The sequence below is a fragment of the Micromonospora pisi genome (assembly GCF_003633685.1).
Classification (GTDB): domain Bacteria; phylum Actinomycetota; class Actinomycetes; order Mycobacteriales; family Micromonosporaceae; genus Micromonospora_G; species Micromonospora_G pisi.
This window is the reverse complement of the sequence record NZ_RBKT01000001.1, coordinates 6,269,239-6,291,516: the sequence shown is the minus strand read 5'-3', so window position 1 is coordinate 6,291,516 and position 22,278 is coordinate 6,269,239. Positions and strand designations below refer to the sequence as shown.

The window sequence follows — 22,278 nt, the reverse complement described above, 5'->3', positions numbered from 1 at the left end:
CTCGGCCGCACCGCGCGATCCGGTCCGCCCTCGCCCGCCCGCTGCCCGAACGGATACGAAGACATGAATCGTCACGCCGACCTTCCTGGGCGCGCCCCCGTAACCGAGCCCGGGAGTTCGCCCTGCACTCGGTGATGCCCCAGGTCGAATTGTGCCCGGCTAGGCGCAACACCAAGGCACAAATCTTTGCCCGCACTCGCGGACACCCTGGCCATCGTTTCAAATAAAGCAACTTCTGGGCGAACAGAGCGCGGTGCCAACGCAGCAGAGTGGCCCGGGCAATGAAGAAAGTCGACCATCGGAACCGGCCGAGCGGGTCTGCCGCCACCCGATGAATCACTTCAGCTCGGGGAAACCGTCGGGCACGTCGGCCGGAAGATCGTCATGCCTCGGCAACGGGCTGCTCACCCTGAACGCAGAAATGGCGGCACGAGCGGCGGCCCTACTCAGGGTCCGAGCAGTAGTGCCACTGCACCAGGACGGCTGGGGGCACTACACCCAGGACGCCAAAACGACGTCGTACGTGCCTTCGAGCAGGCGGGCTCGACAAACGCGGCGTCCTACCAACGGTCCCAGTGGGCGAACGCCGCCGGTTCGGCACGGGAACCGGGCTTGAAGTCCGTTCCCAGGGTGTAGGCCACCGGTGTGAGGGCTACCTGCACGACGGTGTCGTAAGGGATCCCGAGTAGGTCCCCCATCTCCCGCTCATAGCTGAGATGGCTCGTCGTCCACGCGGTGCCGAGCCCGCGTTCACGCGCGGCCAGCATGAAACTCCAGAACGCCGGTATGACCGAACCCCATGCACCGGCCTGCCCGCGAACGCTATCGAGTTCGGCGCGAGACTCGACGCGCAGACACGGGATGAGCAGCAACGGAACCTCATGAAGATGTTCGGCGAGATGTTGCAGGCTGCCCGCGATGCGACTCCACTGGGTCGAGGAGAAGTCCATGCGGCTGAAGGCAGGGCGGGCCGCTCCGGAGGCCGGTGGCGGGGCCATCAGGCCGCGCCGCCACAGATCGGCGACGGATGCCCGGGTCTGCGGGTCTTCGACAAAGACGAAGTCCCAACGTTGTCTGTTCCGACCACTAGGCGCCTGCAAGGCGATGCGGAGGCAATCCTCGACCACATCGCGCGGCACGGGGCGCCGCAGGTCGAGGCGCTTACGTACGGCACGGGTCGTGGTGAGAACCTCGTCGGCGAACAGACCAAGCGCGCCGTGCGGACTCTGGGGTGCTGGTCCGGAGTCGGTCATGCCAGTGCTCCCGCGGTCTGGGAGATGCCGAGGTTGGCGGTGACCGCAGGAAGCAGCCCGGGGAACCGGTCATTGATCTCGTCGGCACGCAATTCGTGACGGCGGAAACTCCCGTTGGGCGTGACTCGGAGGATACCGGCCTCACGCAGGACCTTCAGATGGTGCGAGAGGGTTGACATGCTCACCTCCGACAGCGCCTCGAATTTCCCGCACACGACACCACCCGACTGCGCCAACTGCCGTACGACGCTCAAGCGGACCGGGTCGGCGAGCGCGCTGAACAGCGTGGCCAGGTCGACTGCGGCGAGGTCGGGATGATGCAGGGCTCTCATGGACACCATGCTAGCGTTCATTTCGGGTCTTCGGGAACCATCGAAATCATAGCCCGCTCGGCCCTGAGCCAACCCCCCTCGACCCCGCTCGCAGCGGTCGAGGGTCCCCGGGTGTCCGCTCGCGCACCCCAGCACGCCAGTCACCTTGGCATCAACCGAGCAGGATCGGAGGATCATGACGCAGCCCATCGAAACCATCATCTTCACCGGCGAAGGCCCGTACGCCGACCCGTGGCACCCTCTGGCTGACACCAGCGCGAAGATCGCCGAGATCGTCGGCGACGCAAACTCCGTGGCGACCGTGACGTCTGTCAGTCAACTCGACGCCGCCCTCGACGGTGTCGGCCTGCTGGTAGTCAACGCAAGCGCCAACCGCTCCACACCGATTGCCGAGGATGACGACTTTGCTCGCATCCTTGACGCCTTCCTCGCCCGTGGCGGCAACCTTCTCGCCACCCACAGTGCGACAATCGCCTTCCCGCGCCTGCCAATCTGGCGGTCCACGATCGGCGCCGTCTGGGACTACGACAGGACCTTCCACCCGCCGATCGGCCAGACCCTAATTCGGCGTAGCGGCCTCGAACATCCGATCGTCGATGGACTCGGCGACTTCGAGGTCTACGACGAGCGCTTCACCAACCTGGATCTGGTCGACCGTGGCAGTGAGCCGCTCTACGTCCACGAGGAGAGCGGCGCCACCCACCCGCTCGTCTGGGCGCGCACCGTCGGGGCCAGCCGGGTGGTCTACGACGGTCTCGGTCACGACCTCAGGTCGTACGAGTCGCCTGGCCACGTCGAACTACTCAGGCGCGTCGCATCCTGGCTCCGGCACCGCATCTGACCCCTACGGTGGCCGCCTCGGGTCCGTGGCAGCGCCGAAGCGGGCAATTGCTACAAGCGCCACGGGAGGCCCTCGAAGGAAAACGACCATATACTCCCAGTTTGCTCCCAATGTAAGGGGCACAACGGGAACGGCTCGTTACCGGACGTCCGGTAACGAGCCGCTGACCTGCTCGTACTACTGGTGGGCGATACTGGGTTTGAACCAGTGACCTCTTCCGTGTCAAGGAAGCGCGCTCCCACTGCGCCAATCGCCCTCGCCATTACTGCCGAGGTGGAGACGGGATTTGAACCCGTGTACACGGCTTTGCAGGCCGTTGCCTCGCCTCTCGGCCACTCCACCGAGGTTGCCCCCGACGTGCGTGGCGGCATCTCCGAGCGGACGACGGGACTCGAACCCGCGACCCTCACCTTGGCAAGGTGATGCGCTACCAACTGCGCTACGTCCGCTTGTCTCCGGTGTTTCCTGGTGACGGATGAGAACTTTAGCCGAGCCCGCGAACATGTGCCAAATCGGGGGTGACCGTGGCGGGTCGGCGCAGCTCCGTACTCCGATTGTCCCAGGTGAGCGGGCATAGCGGCAGCCATGACGGCCGGACGGGAGCCACACCCGCTAAGCATCCTAGGAACCTGGGTTTCAGGGGGGACGGACGTACGGTGGATGTGGTTTGGTCCGTTCGGAGGAGCATCGTCGCGTCCGGCCGTCCCTCCGGCCCGGGTGGGAGGGACGGCCGGACGGGAGGGACGGCCGTTGATCGTGGTCCGAGCGGGTCAGGGACCGCAGTAGAGAAGACGGTTGGGCGAGCCGGCACCGGGGTTGGCGACGATCCCCGGTGTCGCCTGGGTGATCAGGTGAGCGGCCACCTGGGCGGCGGTCCAGGTGGGGTGGGCCGAGAGGACCAGTGCGGCACAGCCCGCGACATGCGCGGAGGCCGAGCTGCCGCTGATCGTCGCGGTGGCGGTGTTGCCGGTGTGCCAGGTGGAGGTGATCCCCTGGCCGGGGGCGAAAATGTCCACGCAGGCGCCGTAGTTGGCGGAGCTGACCCGGGCGTCGGCCGGCGTGGTGCCGGCGACGGTCAGGGCCGCCGGCACCCGGGCGGGTGAGAAAGCGCACGCGTTCGTGGCCGAGCCACCCGACGGTACGGCGTAGGTGATGCCCGAGTTGATCGAGTTCGTCACGGCCGCGTCGAGCGCCGCGCTGGCGCTGCCGCCGATGGCGAGGTTCGCGACCGCCGGCTTGACCGCGTTCGCGGTGGTCCAGTCGATGCCGGCGATGACCTGGGCGAAACTGCCGCTGCCGGTGCAGCCGAGCACCCGTACCGGGACCAGTCGTACGTCCTTGGCGACACCGTACGACTGGCCGCCGACGGTGCCGGCGAGGTGGGTGCCGTGACCGTTGCAGTCGTCTGCCGGCAGCGCCCCGTCGACGGCGTCGTACCCGCCGGAGACGGAGCCGCCGAAGTCGACATGGGTGGCCCGGATGCCGGTGTCGATGACGTACGCGTGCACGTTCGGCGCCGTGTTCGGGTAGGCGTACCGCTGGTCCAGTGGCAGTTGACGCTGGTCGATCCGGTCCAGCCCCCACGAGGGCGGGTTGAGTTGCACCCCGGCGGCGAGCGGGACCAGATGGTTCTGTTCGACGTGCGCGACGGCCGGGTCAGCGGCGAGGCGGTGGGCGGCCGGCGCTGGTAGCCGTACCTCGAAGCCGCGCACCGCGGCGCGGTAGACCCGGTCGAGGGTGCCGCCGTAGCGGCGGGCGAGGCGGGTGGCCTCGGTGCCGGCGTCGGCGCGCAACGCGATGCGACCGGACGCTGCCGGGTCACGCAGTAGCACGATGTAGCTGTCCGGTACGGCGGTCGCGCCGCCGGCCCGGTGGATCTCCCCGCCGGGCTGGGGCGCGGCGGTCGACGGTGCGCCGGTTCCGGCGGTGACGACAACGGTGATGGCGACGGTGCTGACGGCGGTCAGCCAGCGTCGGCGGGCGGGTACGGCGGTCATCTTCCGGCCTCCCTCAAACCCGGCGACCACGGCCGGGCTCCTGGGCGCGGCGACGGTCGGCCCGAATGGTGAGCAAGAGCCTACTAGGACATTGACCGATCCGGATATGTCTGCGTTCCCGCCACCGCTCGCTCGCGACGGAGTGCACCGGCGCCGGGGCGGGTACCGGCGCACTCCGCCCGGGGTCGCTACTTCGCCTCGGTGAGGTCGTCCAGCGCCTTGCTCGCGCCCCGGTGCAGCGGAACCGGGTCGGTGTTGCGGGCGGTCTCCAGGCTGATCTCCCTGGCCGCCGCGTTGGCCTGCTCCAACTGCGGCTTCCGGTCGAAGAGCGCCCTGGTCAGTACGCAGACCAGATTCGCGTCGAGGTCGTTCTTCACCAGCAGCAGGTTCGGCACCACGATGGTCCGTACCTCGGCGGGGGTGCCGTAGGTCGTGGCCGGGATGGTGCCCGCCTCGTACACCGGGTTGACCTTCTTCATCTCGGGCAGCAGCGGGGTGATGTCGAGAAAGGCGACCTGGTCGCGGCTGGTGGTGAGCAGGTCGGTGATGCCGGGGGTGGGGAGGCCGCCGGACCAGAAGAAAGCGTCGATCGAGCCGTCCTTCATGCCGTCGACGGTCTTGGTCAGGTCGAGCCGCTGGGCCTGGATGTCCGATGCCGGGTCGAGACCGGCGGCCTGTAGCAGCCGGTGGGCGATCACTTCGGTGCCCGACTTCGGGGAACCGGTGGAGATCCGCTTGCCCTTCATCCCGGCGACCGAGGTGATGCCGGCGCCGGTACGGACCACCACCTGGGTGTAGTTGGTGTAGATCCGGGAGAGCGCCTGCACCGGCTGAGCCTGCCCCTCGAAGCTGCCCTTGCCCGCTACCGCGTCGGCCGCCGTGTCGGCGAGCGAGAACGCGACCGCGTAGCTCCCGGCGACCAACTGCTGGATGTTCTGGACCGAGGCGCCGGTCTCCGCCGCGCTCGCCTTGACCTTGCCGTCGGTCGCGGTGGTGACCTGCTCGGCGTAGGCGTTGCCGAGCGCGAAGTAGACGCCGGTGGCATTGCCGGTGGCGATGCCGATCCGGGTGTCCGCCCCGACCTCGCAGCTGACGTCGCCGCCAGCGTCGGTGCTGGCCCCGTCCTGCCGGCCGCCGCAACCGACCAGGCCGGCCAGGCCGAGACCGACCGCCGCGAGGGTCGCGACGGCCTTGGTGGCACGGTTCATGAGCTCTCCTTCTTCCGGGGTGACCGGTCCGACCTCAGGGTCGACCGGGCCGTTGACCTGACCGCTCCGCCGTCGGCCGCCTGGTGGTCGGCGCGGCGGCGGGCGAGGGCCAGGACGACGGTCACCGCGAGCAGCCCGCCGCCCGCCAGAATCGAGATCGGGTGCAGGTAGAGCAGGAGCAGGCCGGCGAGGACGGCGAGGATCCGCCCCGGCCGGCTCACCGGTCCGACGCCGAGCACCCAGCCGCCGGTCGCGGTGGCGAGTGCCGCGATGCCGGCGCAGGCGACCAGACCGGTCCAGAGCACACCGAGCGCCGGTCCCCGACCGAGCAGGTACTCCCCCGGCCCGGTGAGCACGAAGGCGATCGGGGCGAGGAAGGCCGGTAACGCGTACTTCAGCGCCTGCCACATGGTGGCGACGGTCCGTCCTCCGGTGATCGCGGCGGCTCCGACGGCGGCGAGCGCGGTCGGCGGGGTGACCTCGGAGAGGACCGAGTAGTAGAAGACGAACATCGCCGCGGCCGGGGCCGGTACGCCGAGCGCGAGCAGCGCCGGTCCGATGATGACCCAGCCGATGATGAACGAGGCGGTCACCGGTACGGCGAGCCCGAGCAGCGCGAGTGCGACGGCGGCGAAGACGACGGTGAGCGCGAGCACGACCGCGGGCCGGTCGGCGAGCGTCTCGGCGGCGCGGACCAGGAGTCCGGCGAACTGGGCGCCGAGACCGGTCTTGGTGGTGGTGGCGGTGATGATGCCGGCGGCGCCGCAGACGGCGGCGACCGGGAGGACACCGCGTACGCCGTTGACCAGCGCGGTGAAGAGACGGCCGGGGGTGAGCCAGCCTCGGCGGTCGAGGAAGGAGAGCGCGAACGCGAGCGCGGTGGCGTAGACGACCGAACGGGTGGCGCTGACCCCGACCGCGAGCAGCACCACGATCATGATCAGTGAGGAGAAGTGGTAGCCGAAGCGGAGCAGCAGCCGGCCCGGTGAACCGGCGACGACCTCGACCGCGCGAACCCCGAAGCGGCGGGCGTCGATCTCGACCGCGAGCAGGATACCGAGGTAGTAGAGCAGGGTCGGGATCATCGCCCAGCCGAGCACGGTCAGGTAGGAGACGCCGAGGTATTCGGCGACGATGAACGCGGCGGCGCCGAGGGTGGGCGGGGAGAGGATGGCGCCGACACCGGCCGCGGCGAGCATGCCGCCGGCCTGTTCGGCCGGGTAGCCGGCGCGACGCAGGATCGGCCAGCTGACCGCGCCGACGCTGACCGCGGTGGCGGTGCCGGAGCCGGAGACGGTGCCGAGGAGGAAGCCGGCGGCGACGGCGGTGCGGCCGGCGGCGCTGCGGGAGCGGCGGAACGCGGCGACCGAGAGGTCGACGAAGAAGCGGCCGGCCCCGGAGAGGTCGAGGACCGCGCCGTAGATGGTGAAGAGCACGATGTAGGTGGCGGCGACGTCGAGCGGGGTGCCGTAGAAGCCGCTGCCGGAGTTGTAGAGCGCGTCGACGATCTGGGCGAAGTCGAGCCCGGCGTGGGCGACCGCCCAGTGCTGCGGCAGCAGGCCGCCGTAGTAGCCGTAGCCGAGGAAGAGCAGGCAGACGACGGGCAGCACCCAGCCGGTGGTCCGGCGGCAGGCCTCGATCAGCAGGACCAGCAGCACCGCGCCGAGCAGCACGTCGGTCGGGGCGAGCAGGCCCTGCCGGTCGAGGAAGGCGTCGTAGCCGCCGCCGGCGCCGGCGATCGGGATCGGCAGCACCGGGTAGAGGCAGACCAGCAGGGCGAGCCCGGCGAGCAGCCAGTCGCCGACGGTGGGCCGGTCGTGCCGGGTGGGCGCGGGCTGGTCCGGCTGGTCCGGCTGGTCCGGCTGGTCCGGCTGGTCCGGGTCGGTGGGCGCGGCACCGCGCGGGCGCAGCCGCGCCGGCCACCGCAGGCCGGACCGGTAGGCGAGGAAGACCAGCGGGAGTACGCCCGCGAGGAAGATGATCAGATAGAACTGGCTGCCCTGGGCCAGTGGCCGGAACACCTGCGCGAGGACGAGCAGTGCGACGACGAACGCCACTGTGGCGACCACGGTGGCGGCTGGTCCGGTCAGTACGCGGGCAGGCCGTTCCTCGTCGTCGTAGCCGACCGCCGGGAGGTCGGTCGGTTCGCCGGGTAGGGCCGGCGCGTCGAGCCTGTCCGGTCGCACCGGTCGGTGACGTTCGTCCGTCCCGGTGCCGGTGGTTTGCTCCACCGTCGACGGTCGGGTGGAATCGTCCCGCTCGGCCTTGGCCGTTGGTGGAACAGGGGCCTGACCCTCGGGCATGTGCCGGACCCTACTACGAGCCACCGATGAACACCGATACCTTTGCACAATGTAGATCAATGTTTGCGGCCCAGTACGTCCCTGGACTGCCGATCGAACGCCGGGTCACGGCGCGAAGACCGTCAGTGTCGGTGACTTACCGTATTCACATCGATAGGTTAACGTAGCCGCGTGACAAGACGCGCGGCCGAGGTCCGCCTAGATGCGCTGCTGCGTACCGCCTGTGCGGTGATCAAGGAGCGCGGGTTGGCCAACACCCGTACCGCCGATGTGGCCCAGGCCGCCGGGGTGAGTCAGGCGCTGGTCTTCTACCACTTCTCCACGAAGGAACGGCTGCTCGCACAGGCGTTCGCGTACGCCGCCGAGCAGGATCTGGCCCGACTCGACGCGGTGATGCGCTCGTCGGCCCGACCGTTGGAGAAGCTCCGGAAGATTCTCAAGCTCTACGCACCGAGCGGTCGGGCGAAGTCGTGGGGGATGTGGATCGACGGCTGGTCCGAGTCACTGCGGACGCCGGAGTTGGAGAAGGTCTCCCGCCGGCTCGACCTGCGCTGGAAGGAAGACCTCACCGACATCATCGCGGCCGGTGTCGAGGACGGGGTATTCGTCTGCGACGATCCGGCCGGTGCCGCCTGGCGGATCAACGCGCTGATCGACGGGCTCGCCGTGCAGTCCGCGGTCCACGATCGGGTGATCACCCGACGGCAGCTCTCCGACTGGGTGCGGCTCGCCACCGCCCGCGAACTCGGCCTGGCCCCCGAGCAACTGGAGGGCTAGCCACCGGCGCCCGCCGGGTGACCGGGAGCCCTGCCAACAGCAGGTGGGCGGAAAGCCCGGCCAGCGGGGGCGAACCAGAGCAGAATCGGGCGCATGGACCTGCTGCAGACGTACCGGCGCAGCCTGAGCGAGTTCACCGACCGGGTCGCCCAGGTCGGGTACGACCAGTGGCCCACGCCCACGCCGTGCGCGAACTGGGACGTACGGACACTGGTCAACCACGTGGTCGGCGAGGACCGCTGGACCGTACCGCTGCTCTCCGGTGCCACCGTCGAACAGGTCGGCGACCGGTTCGCCGGCGACCTGCTGGGGGCGGATCCGGCCGGTGCCGCGCAGGACGCCGCGGCAGCGGCCGAGCAGGCGGCGAGCGAGGCCGGCGCGCTGGACCGGACGGTGCACCTGTCGTTCGGGCTGACGCCGGCCAGCGAGTACCTGCGCCAGTTGCTCGCCGAGCATCTGGTGCACGGCTGGGACCTGGCGGTGGCGATCGGGGTGGAGCCGAAACTGGACCCCGAGGCGGTCCGCGAGTGTATCCGGTGGTTCACCGAGCGGTCGGGGATGTACCGGCAGGGCGGGCTGGTCTCGCCGGCGGTGCACGTACCGGAGAATGCCAGTGAGCAGGACCGGTTGGTGGCCGCGTTCGGGCGGGACCCGGACTGGGCTCCGGGCGACTGAGGCGGACCTACCTGGTGCGGCTCTCCGCGTACCATTAAATGAAACGTTTCACAAGCCCGTTCCGCCGATCCACAGGGGCCGGTAAATGTTTCACGGCCGTGTCCATTTCGTTGACAGGACCACCGACCGCCGGTACGTTCGCCGTCATTGAATGGTTTCACGCGCGCCAGCACGGGAGTGCGCCGCCCCGGCGGCGCAGGCGTCACGAGCCGATCGGATAGCCACGCCATGACGACTGAGACACTTCGCCGGCCACCCCCGGGATCCGCCGACCCGGCCGGATCAGGCCGGAACCGACCCCGCTACCGCCGTCACCGGCCGGGGATCGCGTACCTCTTCCTCTCTCCCTGGGTCCTCGGTGCGCTGCTGCTCACCCTGGGCCCGATGCTCGCCTCGCTCTACCTCTCGTTCACCGACTACGACCTGTTCACCACCCCGAACTGGGTCGGGCTGGAGAACTACCGGAAGCTCTTCACCGACGACCCCCGGTTCCTCGCCTCGGCCAAGGTGACCGCGACGTACGTGCTGATCTCCGTACCGTTGAAGCTGGCCGCCGCCCTCGCGGTGGCGATGCTGCTCAACAACGCCCGACGCGGACAGGGTTTCTACCGGTCGGCCTTCTACGCCCCCTCGCTGCTCGGCACCGGGGTGGCGATCGCGCTGGCCTGGCGGGCGCTGTTCACCGACGACGGCGTCGTCGACTCGCTCACCGGCCAGGTCGGCTGGGACACCGGCGGCTGGATCAACGAGCCCGACTACGCGATCTACGTGCTGATCATCCTGGCGATCTGGCAGTTCGGCGCCCCGATGGTGATCTTCCTGGCCGGACTGAAGCAGGTCCCGCAGGAGCTGTACGACGCCGCGGCGGTCGACGGCTCCGGTCGCTGGCGCACCTTCCGCTCGGTGACCCTGCCGATGCTCTCCCCGATCATCCTGTTCAACCTGGTGCTGGAGACCATCCACGCGTTCCAGGCGTTCACCCCCGCCTTCATCGTCAGCGGTGGTCGGGGCGGACCGAGCAACTCCACCCTCTTCTACACGCTCTATCTCTACGAGCGCGGCTTCTCCCAGTTCCGGATGGGCTACGCCTCGGCGATGGCCTGGATCCTGCTGCTCACCGTCGCCGCGATCACCGCGCTCTTCTTCGGCACCTCCCGCCGTTGGGTCTTCTACGCCGGGGAGAACAAATGACCACTCACACGGCAACCGTCAGCACCGGCCGCCGGCTGCGCGGCCTGGGCTGGCACGTGCTGATCATCGCTATGCTGCTGCTGCTGCTCTACCCGATCGCGTGGCTGCTCACCGCCTCGGTGAAACCGACCGACGAGATCCTGTCCAGTCTCGACCTGCTGCCGACCCGGTTCGTGCCGGAGAACTACAGCACGGCACTGGACGGGGTTGCCGGCATCAGCGTGTGGCGGTTCTTCGGCAACTCGGTGATCGTCGCGGTCGGCGCGGTGCTGGGAAACCTGATCTCCTGCTCGCTGGCCGCGTACGCCTTCGCCCGGCTGCGGTTCAGGCTGCGCGGGCCGCTGTTCGCGTTCACCCTGCTCACCATCATGCTGCCGTACCACGTGGTGCTGATCCCGCAGTACACGATCTTCCAGAAGCTCGACCTGGTCGGCACCTTCGTCCCGCTGATCCTGCCGAAGCTGCTCGCCACCGACGCGTTCTTCATCTTCCTGATGGTGCAGTTCATCCGGGGGCTGCCCCGGGAACTGGACGACGCCGCCGAGATCGACGGTTGCGGACCGGTGCTGACCTTCCGGTACGTCATCCTGCCGCTGCTGAAGCCGGCCCTGGTCACCACGACGATCTTCACGTTCATCTGGACCTGGAACGACTTCTTCAGCCAACTGGTCTACCTGAACGATCCGGAGACGTACACACTGCCGCTGGCGTTGCGGCTCTTCATCGACCAGACCAGCGAGTCGGCGTTCGGCCCGATGTTCGCCATGTCGGTGCTGAGCATCGTGCCGGTCGTCCTCTTCTTCCTGGCCTTCCAGCGTTACCTGGTCGAGGGGATCGCCACCTCCGGGTTGAAGGGCTGAACCGATGACCGCCATGGACGAGAAAGCGGGCGGCACCGGATCGTCGGACCCCGCGGACGGCACCGGCCGCCGACCCTCCACCGGTGGCGGGTTCGCCGCCGGACTCGCCTGGCTCTCCGAGGTGCTGGTAACCGGCGTACTCACGCTGGTCACGGCGCTGCCACTGGTGACCGCCTACGTGTCGGTCACGGCGGCGGTCACCGTGCTGCGCCAACGCGCCGACGACGGGACCGGCGTCACCGTACCGGGTTACCTGCGGGCCTGGCGCGCGGCGGCGGGCAGCGGCTGGTGGCCGTACCTGGTGCCGGTCGCGGTGACCGCCGTGCTCACGCTCGACGCGGTGGCGGTCGGTGCCGGCCTGCCCGGCGCCGGGGTGGTCGGGCCGGCGCTGCTGCTCGCCACCGGGTTGCTGGTCACGGTGGCGCTGCGCGCCTGCGTGGCCTGGCGGCCGGGGACCGGCTGGCCGGTCGCGGCCACCCGGGCGGTGGCCCGGACCCGGTCCGACCCGGCCGGCACCGGGCTGCTGCTGCTCGCGCTCGTCGCGGTGGGACTGACCGCGTCGATGGGGCCGGTGCTCTGGCCGCTGCTGCCCGGGTTGCCGGCGCTCGCGGCGGTCGCCGTCGACCGGCGTCGAACCGCCACCGGCTCCGCCGACCGGCGCGCAGCCGCGGGTGCCGTCGAGGCCGGGCGCTCCCCCGCGTACGAGCGCTGACCGCTCCCGCCGGTCCATCGTCGTACCGGCGGCGTGAACCTGACCCGGCCGGAACCACCCGCCTCCTCGGTGCGGGCGCGCTCCGGCCGGGTCGGGCTCGACTCAGCTCAGTCCGGCCAACTGGTCACGGGTGAGGGCGCCGTCCACGACGGCGACCCGGTGCCGGCGGCTGATCCGACCGCCGGCCGGGATGGTCAGGGTGCGCTGGTAGGCCAGCGCGATGCAGACCCCCGGGTACTCACCGGCCCGGGTGAACCACTGGTCGCCCTCGCCGAGCCCGGAGAAGACCAGGGTGTACGGGGCACCGTCGGTGCGCTGACCGACCATCGCCAGCCACGGCTCGACGCTCCCGTTGACCTGCTCCTCGCCTTCGGCGCTGGCGGTGAGCACCCGGGTGTTGCCCGGTGCCGCCCGCCAGAAGAAGCCGCCGTAGCCGGCGCCGTCCGGTCGGCCGTTGGTGGCCGGGCTGCCCAACGTCACGTCCCGGTCCGCCGGAGCGGTCACGGTGTACGCGAAGTCGAGCAGCCAGGCGTCGTCACGGCCGGCGATGGCACCGGCGGAGACGGTCCGGTCCTCGGTGGCCAGGGTCTGCCCGGACGGGTCGAGCCAGCGCAGTCGCTGCCCGAAGCCGTTGTCGGCCTGCCTGCCCCAGCTCTCCGGCACGATCCGGCCGTGGTCCTCGAGCCAGGTGTAGCCCTGGTCGCGGACGTAGGTGCGGCCGCCCCAGAGGTTGAAGCGGTTGACGTCCTGCACCGCGACCGAGACGCCGAGGTGGTGCGGATGGTCCTCGGGCAGGATGTCGGTGACGGTGACTCCGGCGAGGGTGCGTACCGGGTGCAGGTACGGCCGGGGAGACAGGCGCGGGTCGAGGTCCGGCTCGGGTACGTACTCGGCGACGGTCTCGCCGCGTACGCGCAGCCGGGTCGCGGTGGTTTCGTGGCTCATCGGTCCGCCTCTCGTGGTCGATCGACCTGGTTCGGTTCGATCACCCGGTACGAATTGGAAAGCGCTTCCCCCGATCGGCGTCACCCTACCCGGCGCGGTCTGGCCGCTGCTGCCGGTAGGGTCGGCGCCACGACGCGCAACGGTGCGCGCGAGGTGATTCGACCACGCGGGACCGGCGGGCCCGGGACGGCTCGACGACGCGCGACCGGCGGGCCCCGGGGACCCGGACCGGGCACCGCTATTCTTGACACGTTTCAGTCGCCGCGCGGCAGCGGCGACGACAGAAGGAGGCGACGGTGGCGGGACCAGCCGTGAGCATCCGCGACGTGGCCACCCACGCGGGTGTGTCGGTCGGCACGGTTTCCAACGTGCTCAATCGGCCCGACATCGTCGCGACGTCGACCCGGACCCGCGTGCTCGCCGCGATCAGCGAGCTCGGCTTCGTGCCCAACGACGCGGCCCGCCAACTGCGCCGGGGCCGGGGACGCACGCTCGGCCTGGTCGTGCTCGACGTGGCGAACCCGTTCTTCACCGACGTCGCCAAGGGGGTCGAGGAGGCCACCGGCGCGGCCGGGATGGCGGTCATCTTCTGCAACAGCGACGGCGACCCGGTACGCGAGAGCGCCTACCTGGACCTGCTGGAGGAGCAACGGGTCCAGGGTGTGCTGATCACGCCGGTGGACGACGCCAACGAGCGGCTGGTCCGGCTCCGGGACCGGGGCGTGCTGGTGGTCCTGCTGGACCGGCGCTCGACCCGTCCGGACGTCTGCTCGGTCTCGGTCGACGACCGGCTCGGCGGCGAGCTGGCGGCCCGGCACCTGGTCGAGACCGGACACCGGCAGATCGCTTTTGTCGGTGGACCGTGGCGCTTGGAACAGGTCCGGGACCGGTACGCGGGCGCACTGGGCGCGCTGCGCGAGGCGGGGCTCGACGAGGACCAGTTGCGCCGCTTCGACACCCCCAGTCCGACCGTCGCCGCCGGTCGGGACGCCGCCGCCCGGATCCTCGGCCAGCCCCGTTCGGCCCGCGCCACCGCGGTCTTCTGCGCCAACGACCTGCTCGCCCTCGGGGTGCTGCAGGAGCTGACCCGGCAACAGGTCCGGGTGCCCGAGGAGATCGCCCTGGTCGGGTACGACGACATCGAGTTCGCCGCCGCCGCGGCGGTGCCACTCTCCTCGGTCCGCCAGCCCCGTCAGCGTCTGGGGCGTACCGCCGCCGCGCTGATGCTGGAGGAGTCGAACGACCCGACCGTGCACCAGCACCAGCAGGTGATCTTCGAGCCGGAGCTGGTGGTCCGCGAGTCGAGCCGGTACACCCGCCGGCAGAGCTGACCGCCGGCATCATTCCTTGACATCCCCGCGCCGTCGCTCGTAGTTTGAGAGCGGGTTTTTTGAAACGGTTCACAACTAAGGGGGCCCGGTGCGGAGAGTCTGTTTCGTCCTACGGGTGAGACCCGATCGGCTGACCGAGTACCGCGCGCGGCACGCCGCCGTCTGGCCGGACATGCTGGCCGCGCTCCGAGCCGCCGGTTGGCACGACTACTCGCTCCACCTGCACACCGACGGGCTGCTCGTCGGGCACTTCCGGACCGAGGACCTGGCCGCGTCGCTCGCCGCGATGGAACGTACCGAGGTCAACGCCCGGTGGCAGGCGGAGATGGCCCCGTTCTTCGAAGGGCTCGACGGGCGCCGCCCGGACGAGGGATTCACCGTCCTCGAGGAGATCTTCGACCTCGACGCGCAACTCGACGCACTCGACTCCACCGAACGCGCTTCCGCATCCACACAGGAGCTATCGTGACCGCCACCGCAGCCTCGCCGGAGGTTCGGGCCGCCCTACGCGGCCAGCAGATCGAGGTGCCCTCCTGGGCGTACGGCAACTCGGGCACCCGGTTCAAGGTCTTCGCCCAGCCCGGCGTGCCGCGTACGCCCGAGGAGAAGATCGCCGACGCGGCGCAGGTGCACGCGTACACCGGGATCGCGCCGATCGTCTCGCTGCACATCCCGTGGGACCGGGTCGAGGACTACGCCAAGCTCGCCGCGTACGCCGCCGACCTCGGGGTACGGATCGGCGCGATCAACGCGAACGTCTTCCAGGACGACGACTACCGGCTCGGCAGTGTCACCAACCCCGACCCCCGGATCCGGCGCAAGGCCCTCGACCACCTGCTCGAGTGCGTGGACATCATGGACGCGACCGGTTCCCGCGACCTCAAGCTCTGGTTCTCCGACGGCACCAACTACCCCGGACAGGACGACATCCGGGCCCGGCAGGACCGGCTCGCCGAGGCACTCGCCGCCACCTACCAGCGGATCGGCGAGCACCAGCGGATCCTGCTGGAGTACAAGCTCTTCGAGCCGGCGTTCTACGTCACCGACGTACCGGACTGGGGCACCGCGTACGCGCACTGCCTGAAGCTCGGCGAACGGGCCCAGGTGGTGATCGACACTGGGCACCACGCCCCCGGCACGAACATCGAGTTCATCGTGGCCTTCCTGCTGCGCGAGGGACGGCTCGGCGCGTTCGACTTCAACTCCCGCTTCTACGCCGACGACGACCTGATGGTCGGGGCGGCCGACCCGTTCCAGCTGTTCCGGATCATGCACGAGATCGTCCGGGCGGACGCGCTGCGGGTGGAATCCGGCGTGAACTTCATGCTCGACCAGTGCCACAACATCGAGCCGAAGATCCCCGGCCAGATCCGCTCCGTGCTCAACGTCCAGGAGGCGACCGCGAAGGCGCTGCTGGTCGACGCCGGGGCGCTCGCCGCCGCGCAGGCCGCCGGTGACGTACTCGGCGCGAACGCGGTGCTTATGGACGCGTACAACACCGATGTCCGGCCGCTGCTGCGGGAGATCCGCGCCGAACAGGGGCTCGACCCGGACCCGATGGCCGCGTACGCCCGCTCCGGTTACGCCGAGAAGATCGCCACCGCTCGGGTCGGCGGTCAGCAGGCCGGCTGGGGCGCCTGAGCACAGTGGGCACGATGGCAGTCAACGTCACACACGAGGGGAAACCAAACAGAGCCATGGGTACGCATCCGGAGGTGACCGCGCTGCTCGGGCGCAGTCACCGGATCGGCGCCGACCGGCGCAACACCAACTTCGGCGGCGGCAACGTCTCGGTCAAGGCCAGCGGCGACGACCCGGTCACCGGCAAACCCGTCGAGCTGATGTGGGTGAAGGGCTCCGGTGGCGACATCGGCACCCTCACCGAGGCCGGGTTGGCGGTGCTGCGGCTGGACCGGCTCCGGGCCCTCGTCGACGTCTACCCCGGCGTCGAACGCGAGGACGAGATGGTCGCCGCGTTCGACTTCTGCCTGCACGGCAAGGGCGGGGCCGCACCCTCGATCGACACCGCCATGCACGGCCTGGTCGACGTCGCCCACGTCGACCACCTGCACCCCGACGCCGGGATCGCGCTCGCCACCGCCGCCGACGGGGAGGAACTCACCCGCCGCTGCTTCGGCGACCGCGTGCTCTGGGTGCCGTGGCGCCGCCCCGGTTTCCAACTCGGCCTGGACATCGCCACCCTGGCCAAGGAGAACCCGCAGGCGATCGGCGTCATCCTCGGCGGCCACGGCATCACCGCCTGGGGCGCCACCAGCGAGGAGTGCGAGGCCCGCTCGCTGGAGATCATCGCGACCGCCGAGCGGTTCCTGGCCGAACACGGTCGGCCCGAGCCGTTCGGCCCGGTGCTGCCCGGGTACGAGGCGCTGCCGGCCGACCGGCGACGGGCCAAGGCCGCCGCGCTGGCCTCGGTGATCCGGGGCCTGGCCAGCACCGACGTCCGACAGGTCGGGCACTTCAGCGACGACGAGGCGGTGCTGGACTTCCTGGCCCGCGCCGAACACCCCCGGCTCGCCGCGCTCGGCACCTCCTGCCCGGACCACTTCCTGCGCACCAAGGTCCGGCCGCTGGTGCTGGACCTGCCGGCGGACGCACCGGTCGACGAGGCGGTGGCCCGGCTACGCGAGCTGCACGACGCGTACCGCAGGGACTACCAGGCCTACTACGACCGGTACGCGACCGCCGACTCCCCCGCCATCCGGGGCGCCGACCCGGCGATCGTGCTGGTCCCCGGGGTCGGCATGTTCAGCTTCGGCAAGGACAAGCAGACCGCCCGGGTCGCCGCCGAGTACTACCTCAACGCGGTCAACGTGATGCGCGGCGCCGAAGCGGTGTCGACGTACGCCCCGATCGACGAGTCGGAGAAGTTCCGGATCGAGTACTGGCTGCTCGAAGAGGCGAAGCTGCGCCGGCTGCCGGCACCGAAGCCGCTCGCCGGCCGGGTCGCGCTGGTCACCGGCGGCGGTTCCGGGATCGGGGCGGCGATCGCCCGCCGGCTCGGCGCCGAGGGCGCGGCAGTGGTCGTCGCCGACCGGGACGCCACCGCCGCGGCCACGGTCGCGGCCGAGATCGGCAACGCGGACCGGGCGGTGCCGGTGACCGTGGACGTCACCGACTCCGCCGCGATCGATGCCGCGTTCGCCGAGGCCGCGCTCGCCTTCGGCGGGGTCGACCTGATCGTCAACAACGCCGGGCTGTCGGTGTCGAAGTCGCTGCTGGAAACCACCGAGGCCGACTGGGACCTGCAGCACGACGTGATGGCGAAGGGGTCGTTCCTGGTCTCCCGGGCCGCCGCGAAGCTGCTGATCGACCAGGGCACCGGCGGCGACATCGTCTACATCGTCAGCAAGAACGCCGTCTTCGCCGGCCCGAACAACGTCGCGTACGGCTCGGCCAAGGCGGACCAGGCGCACCAGGTCCGGCTGCTCGCCGCCGAACTGGGCCCGTACGGGATCCGGGTCAACGGGGTCAACCCGGACGGCGTGGTCCGGGGTTCGGGCATCTTCGCCGGCGGTTGGGGTGCCAAGCGGGCGGCCGTGTACGGCGTACCCGAGGAGGAGTTGGGTGCCTACTACGCCCAGCGCACCCTGCTCAAGCGGGAGGTGCTGCCGGAGCACGTGGCGAACGCGGTCTTCGCGCTCACCGGCGGGGACCTGTCGCACACCACCGGACTGCACGTGCCCGTCGACGCCGGCGTGGCCGCGGCCTTCCTGCGCTGAGTCGACGACATGGGTCAGATGACAGGCTGTCCACGATGAACGGCAGTGCTCCGAGGTCGGCGGCGGTCGCCGCCGTCGACCTCGGCGCGTCCAGCGGACGGGTGATGCTCGCCGAGGTGGACCGGGAACGGCTCACCCTGACCGAGGCGCACCGGTTCGACAACGGCCCGGTACGGCTGCCCGACGCGCTCTACTGGGACGCGTTGCGGCTGCACACCGAGACGCTGGCGGGGCTGCGGGCCGCGGTGGCCCGCCGCCCCGACCTGGCGAGCATCGGAATCGACTCCTGGGCGGTCGACTACGGCCTGCTCGACGCGGGCGGTGCACTGCTCGGCAACCCGGTGCACTACCGCGACCCGCGCACCGACGGTGTCCCGGAACGGGTGGTCGGGGCGCTCGGCGCGCAGCGGCTCTACCAGACGACCGGGCTGCAACTGCTGCCGTTCAACACGTTGTTCCAGCTCACCGCCGCGCTCGGCACATCCGCGCTGGCGGCGGCGCAGCGGATGCTGCTCGTCCCGGACCTGCTCTCGTACTGGCTGACGGGGGTGGCGGGCAGCGAGGTCACCAACGCCTCCACCACCCAACTGCTCGACGTACGCACCCGGGAGTGGTCGACCGAGCTGATCGCACAGGCCGGGCTGCCGGCACGGATCTTCGGCCCGCTGCGCCGCCCCGGCGACGCCGCCGGGGACCTGCTGCCGGAGATCGGTACGGCGATCGGCGCGACCTGGCCGGTGCCGGTGACCGCCGTCGGATCGCACGACACCGCCTCGGCGGTGGTCGCGGTGCCGGCCGCACACGACCGGTTCGCCTTCATCTCCTGCGGTACCTGGTCGCTGGTCGGGCTGGAGCTGACCGCACCGGTCCTTTCCCCCGCCAGCCGGGCGGCCAATTTCAGCAACGAGGCCGGGGTCGACGGCACGATCCGCTACCTGCGTAACGTGATGGGACTCTGGCTGTTGCAGGAGTCGCTGCGTACCTGGCGGGCCGGTGGATTGACGCTGGAGTTGCCCGAACTGCTGGCCGAGGCCGCCCGCCGGCCGGGGCTGGCCGCCGTGGTCGACCCCGACGACCCCGAGTTCCTGCCGCCGGGTGACATGCCGACCCGGCTGGCGAAGGCCTGCGTACGGTTGGGACAGCCGGCGCCGGCCGACCCGGCGGCGCTGGTGCGGTGCATCGTGGACAGTCTGGCGCTCGCCCACCGGGCCGCGGTACGGCAGGCGCGGGAACTGGCCGGACGCGATGTCGAGGTGGTGCACATCGTCGGCGGGGGTGCCCGCAACGAACTGCTCTGCCAACTCACCGCCGATGCCTGTGGGCTGCCGGTGGTGGCCGGACCGGTCGAGGCGACCGCGATCGGCAACGCACTGGTGCAGGCGCGGGCGTTGGGCGTACTGGATGGTGGGTTGACCGAGCTGCGGGCGCTGACCCGCCGCGACGGGGCGCTGCGGACGTACCGTCCGACACCGGGCGCCGAGGCGGCCTGGCGGGCGGCGGCGGAGCGGATCGGCCGGTCCGGCTGAGGACCCCCGCGGGAGGGGTGCCCGCGGGTTCGGAAAGGGGGTGCCGTGTCTCGTGCGGTGGCACGGCACCCCGCCCCGGTCAACAAGCGGGCCAAGAATTCGAGATCTTGGAAATCCACCGACGTAGGAGCGACGTTCTGCTTCCAAGATTCCGGATCTTCGCAGGTGCTTCGGGGCGTCATTCGTCCGGGCGTTCGGCCCTGCTGAGGATGCGTTGGAGAGCGGCTGTATGTGATCGGAGGGCGGTGCGGCCGCCGGGCGTGAGCGACAGCCAGGTACGCGGACGGCGACCGACGTGGCCCTTCCTGATGCTGAGGTAGCCCGCCGACTCCAGCGCGGCGGCCTGCTTCGACAGGACGGAGTCACTGACCTCGGCGGCATCCCTGACGGTGCTGAAGTCCATCTCCTCGACGGCGGCCAGTGTCGCCATGATCGCCAGCCGGGTGGTGGTGTGGATGATGGGATTCGGCGCGGGTTCGGATATCACCACTGTCCCCGGCCGATCCCTTCGGCGTAACGCGCCGACGACCGGCGGGGCCCCCACCATGATGATCATGGCGAAGAAGACACCGTAGGCGTTGATACAAGCGAGGAGGGCGCGATGCTCCGCACGAGGCTCCCACATCTCGCCGGTCTGATCGTGGGGCTCGTCGTAGCGGCGGCCCTGGCCTGGACGTCCGAGGTGGGGCGCCTGATCGCCACACTCGCGTTCGGCCTGATCCTGCTGACCGGAATCCTGCTCGGCGAGCGGACCACACCGCTACCGCTGGCCGACGGTGTACGGACCGCGAGTCTTGTACGCCGCCGGGTCCGGGACTACGTCCCACCGTGGCCGGCAGCCGGCGTGTTCGGGCTCCTCTGCGCCCTGGTGGTCATGCTCGTAGCCACGAACGAAGCCTCCACGCCCGGCTCCCGCCCGATCAACCCTGACACGATGTCCAGCGGACCCGACGACGGCCGACACATCAGTTGTGTCGGGGCGGACGGGCTGCTCCAGGCCGGGCCGTGGCCGGGCTGGTACTACGGCATCCCGATCCTGGCCACGGTCGCGGTAGCGGTCGTGGTGGCGCTGGCGGTCATGCGTCGGATCGTGACGCGTCCACTCGTCGACACCACCACCGCCGCCGCCGAGGACTACCGGCGACGTTCGGCGACAACAGTCACGGCGGCGACAGGTCTGGTCGTCGCCGTCCCGCTGGCCGGTGCCGCGTACGCCTCCCACTCGGCTCTCGGCGAGGCGCTCGGGTGCCTCGATTCCCTCGGCACTTCGGCCATGGGGTGGCTGGCCACGGCCGGGGTGATCGCGGTGACCGCGATCGTCTACTACGCGGCGCTGCTGCTGTTCCCGACGCGGCCCGGCAAGACGACCAGGCGCATGACCGCCACCACCGCCGGATGAGCGCCGAACCACTGATCAAACGCGCCCACGAGTACGCGGAGAACGTACGACGGCTCGGCGCGACCGTGGACGAGGCCACCGCAGCGGTCCGAGCTGCCTTCGAGTCCGACTGACGGCATCTCCCCTGATCCTGGGGCTCATTGCCGGCCAGTCGGGTGCGCGGCAACCGGTCGGCGTCCGGTGGTCGGCGTCCGGCACGACCAGAGGAAGACCGGACAGCCGGTAGCGAGCCGTCATCCTTGGTCAGGAGATGCGGTGGCGGCAGGGGTGGTGTCTGCGGCCGTGCGGATGGATCCTGTTCCTGAGGTTGGGTCATCCGCCGTTTCCTCGCCGAGGGCGGCGCGTCGGGAGGGGCGTGACGGTGGACGAGGAACGCGACGGGCGGGGCCGGCTGGTCGGCGAGCAGATCGACGCCTGGGACCGTGCGGTGCGGAAGGCGCGGCTCCGACGCTCGGTCTTGTTCGCCGTGGTGGGAGCGTGCGCGTGGGCGCTTCTGGGTGCTGTCGGGGGGCTCGTCCTGGGTGGGGGTGTCGATGTGGCGGTGACGATGGCTGCTGCGGGCTCCCTGGCCGGGATCCTCATTGGTGCCATCCAGGTGGGTTACGCCATCTACACACATAGAGATGAGTATTTATAAGCGTGGTGCCGACCAGGGCAGTCACAGCCGCGCAAACCATCGTTCGACAAGAGTGAGGTCCTGGTCGGTGAGGCCACAGTGCGGGTCGACGCGATGCAGGAGAGCCTTCCCATCATAGTTCGCGTACACCCATTCGCGATCCGCGTTGGTGATCTCGTCGTCGACCCAGACGAACGGACGCCCAGCCGCCCACTGGACCAAACCCCGGGTCTTCCAGTGAAGGCTGTCGTCCTCCTCGTCCGAGTCCGGCCACTCGACCACCGGCAGGTCGGGAAGGCCGAGCAGCGGTGCGATCGTGTCGTTCGCGTCGCCCATCCAGGTCGTCGCCCAGACCAGGTCGCAGGGGAGCGTCCACAACCGTCGCCCGTGATCTCGATTCAGCCGGGCGAGCAGCGGGTTGGTGGCCGTACGCGTTGACCGGGCACCGGCCTCCGACACCGGCGTGATCGCCCCGAACGGGAGAAGCGGCCCATCGACGTCGAGGAACAGGAGCGGCCGGTCCATCGCACCAGCTTCGCATGATCTCGAAAAGCTACTGAGCTCACGTACCGCAG

At 70.3% G+C, this 22,278-nt stretch carries 21 protein-coding genes and 3 tRNA genes; 13 read left to right on the top strand and 11 right to left on the bottom strand.

Annotation, left to right across the window (positions count from 1 at the left end; translation table 11 throughout):
- Positions 1 to 560: 560 nt before the first annotated feature.
- Both BDK92_RS27075 and BDK92_RS27070 read right to left on the bottom strand, forming a co-directional pair.
- Complete coding sequence (locus BDK92_RS27075) at positions 561 to 1,253, bottom strand: nitroreductase family protein (protein WP_121159230.1); 693 nt, start codon at positions 1,251 to 1,253, stop codon at positions 561 to 563.
- Positions 1,250 to 1,585, bottom strand: coding sequence for an ArsR/SmtB family transcription factor (locus BDK92_RS27070; RefSeq protein WP_121162622.1), 336 nt, complete (start codon positions 1,583 to 1,585; stop codon positions 1,250 to 1,252). Before BDK92_RS27070 ends, BDK92_RS27075 begins: the two co-directional genes overlap by 4 nt.
- A gap of 175 nt (positions 1,586 to 1,760) precedes the next feature.
- Between BDK92_RS27070 and BDK92_RS27065 the strand changes: the two genes are divergently transcribed.
- Entirely contained in the window at positions 1,761 to 2,426 is a 666-nt protein-coding gene (locus BDK92_RS27065) for a ThuA domain-containing protein (RefSeq protein WP_121159229.1), read from the top strand.
- 181 nt (positions 2,427 to 2,607) lie between these two features.
- On the opposite strand, the gene BDK92_RS27060 is transcribed toward BDK92_RS27065, so the two are convergent.
- The 6 genes from BDK92_RS27060 to BDK92_RS27035 all read right to left on the bottom strand — a co-directional run bounded on the left by BDK92_RS27060 (position 2,608) and on the right by BDK92_RS27035 (position 7,934).
- A tRNA-Val gene (locus tag BDK92_RS27060) sits at positions 2,608 to 2,682 on the bottom strand.
- A gap of 15 nt (positions 2,683 to 2,697) precedes the next feature.
- Positions 2,698 to 2,768 (bottom strand) — tRNA-Cys (locus tag BDK92_RS27055).
- A gap of 34 nt (positions 2,769 to 2,802) precedes the next feature.
- Positions 2,803 to 2,875, bottom strand: a tRNA-Gly gene (locus BDK92_RS27050).
- 321 nt (positions 2,876 to 3,196) lie between these two features.
- Complete coding sequence (locus tag BDK92_RS27045; RefSeq protein ID WP_121162621.1) at positions 3,197 to 4,423, bottom strand: S8 family peptidase; 1,227 nt, start codon at positions 4,421 to 4,423, stop codon at positions 3,197 to 3,199.
- Between the two features lie 188 nt (positions 4,424 to 4,611).
- Positions 4,612 to 5,631: a TAXI family TRAP transporter solute-binding subunit gene (locus BDK92_RS27040; protein WP_121159228.1), complete on the bottom strand. Its 1,020-nt coding sequence runs from the start codon at positions 5,629 to 5,631 to the stop codon at positions 4,612 to 4,614.
- Entirely contained in the window at positions 5,628 to 7,934 is a 2,307-nt protein-coding gene (locus BDK92_RS27035; RefSeq protein ID WP_121159227.1) for a TRAP transporter permease, read from the bottom strand. Before BDK92_RS27035 ends, BDK92_RS27040 begins: the two co-directional genes overlap by 4 nt.
- 171 nt (positions 7,935 to 8,105) lie before the next feature.
- Here BDK92_RS27035 and BDK92_RS27030 point away from each other — a divergent pair, with 171 nt between their 5' ends.
- The 5 genes from BDK92_RS27030 (at position 8,106) to BDK92_RS27010 (ending at position 12,149) form a co-directional block, all read left to right on the top strand.
- Positions 8,106 to 8,711, top strand: coding sequence for a TetR/AcrR family transcriptional regulator (locus BDK92_RS27030; RefSeq protein WP_121159226.1), 606 nt, complete (start codon positions 8,106 to 8,108; stop codon positions 8,709 to 8,711).
- A 93-nt stretch (positions 8,712 to 8,804) separates the two neighbouring features.
- A complete protein-coding gene (locus BDK92_RS27025; protein WP_121159225.1) occupies positions 8,805 to 9,386 on the top strand; it encodes a TIGR03086 family metal-binding protein in 582 nt (193 codons plus the stop codon).
- Between the two features lie 228 nt (positions 9,387 to 9,614).
- Entirely contained in the window at positions 9,615 to 10,577 is a 963-nt protein-coding gene (locus tag BDK92_RS27020; RefSeq protein ID WP_121159224.1) for a carbohydrate ABC transporter permease, read from the top strand.
- Positions 10,574 to 11,437, top strand: coding sequence for a carbohydrate ABC transporter permease (locus BDK92_RS27015; RefSeq protein WP_121159223.1), 864 nt, complete (start codon positions 10,574 to 10,576; stop codon positions 11,435 to 11,437). The genes BDK92_RS27020 and BDK92_RS27015 overlap by 4 nt, the downstream gene beginning before the upstream one ends.
- A gap of 13 nt (positions 11,438 to 11,450) precedes the next feature.
- Positions 11,451 to 12,149 (top strand): hypothetical protein, encoded by a 699-nt coding sequence (locus tag BDK92_RS27010; protein WP_147457125.1) that lies wholly within the window; start codon positions 11,451 to 11,453, stop codon positions 12,147 to 12,149.
- Positions 12,150 to 12,251: 102 nt separating this feature from the next.
- Here the strand turns inward: BDK92_RS27010 and BDK92_RS27005 are convergent, their stop codons facing one another.
- Positions 12,252 to 13,094: a DUF6807 domain-containing protein gene (locus BDK92_RS27005; RefSeq protein ID WP_121159221.1), complete on the bottom strand. Its 843-nt coding sequence runs from the start codon at positions 13,092 to 13,094 to the stop codon at positions 12,252 to 12,254.
- Positions 13,095 to 13,390: 296 nt separating this feature from the next.
- Between BDK92_RS27005 and BDK92_RS27000 the strand changes: the two genes are divergently transcribed.
- From BDK92_RS27000 to BDK92_RS26980, 5 genes are all read left to right on the top strand, one after another.
- Positions 13,391 to 14,425, top strand: a complete 1,035-nt coding sequence (locus tag BDK92_RS27000) for a LacI family DNA-binding transcriptional regulator (RefSeq protein WP_211349378.1) — start codon at positions 13,391 to 13,393, stop codon at positions 14,423 to 14,425.
- A gap of 88 nt (positions 14,426 to 14,513) precedes the next feature.
- Positions 14,514 to 14,894, top strand: coding sequence for an L-rhamnose mutarotase (locus BDK92_RS26995; protein WP_121159220.1), 381 nt, complete (start codon positions 14,514 to 14,516; stop codon positions 14,892 to 14,894).
- Positions 14,891 to 16,066 carry an L-rhamnose isomerase gene (rhaI, locus tag BDK92_RS26990; RefSeq protein WP_121159219.1) on the top strand — a complete coding sequence of 392 codons (1,176 nt, stop codon included), beginning with the start codon at positions 14,891 to 14,893 and terminating at the stop codon, positions 16,064 to 16,066. The genes BDK92_RS26995 and rhaI overlap by 4 nt, the downstream gene beginning before the upstream one ends.
- Positions 16,067 to 16,122: 56 nt before the next feature.
- Complete coding sequence (locus BDK92_RS26985; protein ID WP_121159218.1) at positions 16,123 to 18,162, top strand: bifunctional aldolase/short-chain dehydrogenase; 2,040 nt, start codon at positions 16,123 to 16,125, stop codon at positions 18,160 to 18,162.
- Between the two features lie 35 nt (positions 18,163 to 18,197).
- Positions 18,198 to 19,688, top strand: a complete 1,491-nt coding sequence (locus tag BDK92_RS26980) for a rhamnulokinase (protein ID WP_121159217.1) — start codon at positions 18,198 to 18,200, stop codon at positions 19,686 to 19,688.
- A gap of 178 nt (positions 19,689 to 19,866) precedes the next feature.
- Here the strand turns inward: BDK92_RS26980 and BDK92_RS26975 are convergent, their stop codons facing one another.
- Positions 19,867 to 20,313: a winged helix-turn-helix domain-containing protein gene (locus BDK92_RS26975; RefSeq protein ID WP_246017262.1), complete on the bottom strand. Its 447-nt coding sequence runs from the start codon at positions 20,311 to 20,313 to the stop codon at positions 19,867 to 19,869.
- On the opposite strand from BDK92_RS26975, the gene BDK92_RS26970 reads away from it, so the two are divergent.
- Entirely contained in the window at positions 20,290 to 21,087 is a 798-nt protein-coding gene (locus tag BDK92_RS26970) for a hypothetical protein (RefSeq protein ID WP_147457124.1), read from the top strand. The genes BDK92_RS26975 and BDK92_RS26970 overlap by 24 nt on opposite strands.
- A 355-nt stretch (positions 21,088 to 21,442) precedes the next feature.
- Entirely contained in the window at positions 21,443 to 21,724 is a 282-nt protein-coding gene (locus BDK92_RS26965) for a hypothetical protein (RefSeq protein WP_121159215.1), read from the top strand.
- Positions 21,725 to 21,745: 21 nt separating this feature from the next.
- Here the strand turns inward: BDK92_RS26965 and BDK92_RS26960 are convergent, their stop codons facing one another.
- Positions 21,746 to 22,228: an HAD domain-containing protein gene (locus BDK92_RS26960; RefSeq protein WP_121159214.1), complete on the bottom strand. Its 483-nt coding sequence runs from the start codon at positions 22,226 to 22,228 to the stop codon at positions 21,746 to 21,748.
- Between the last annotated feature and the right edge of the window lie 50 nt (positions 22,229 to 22,278).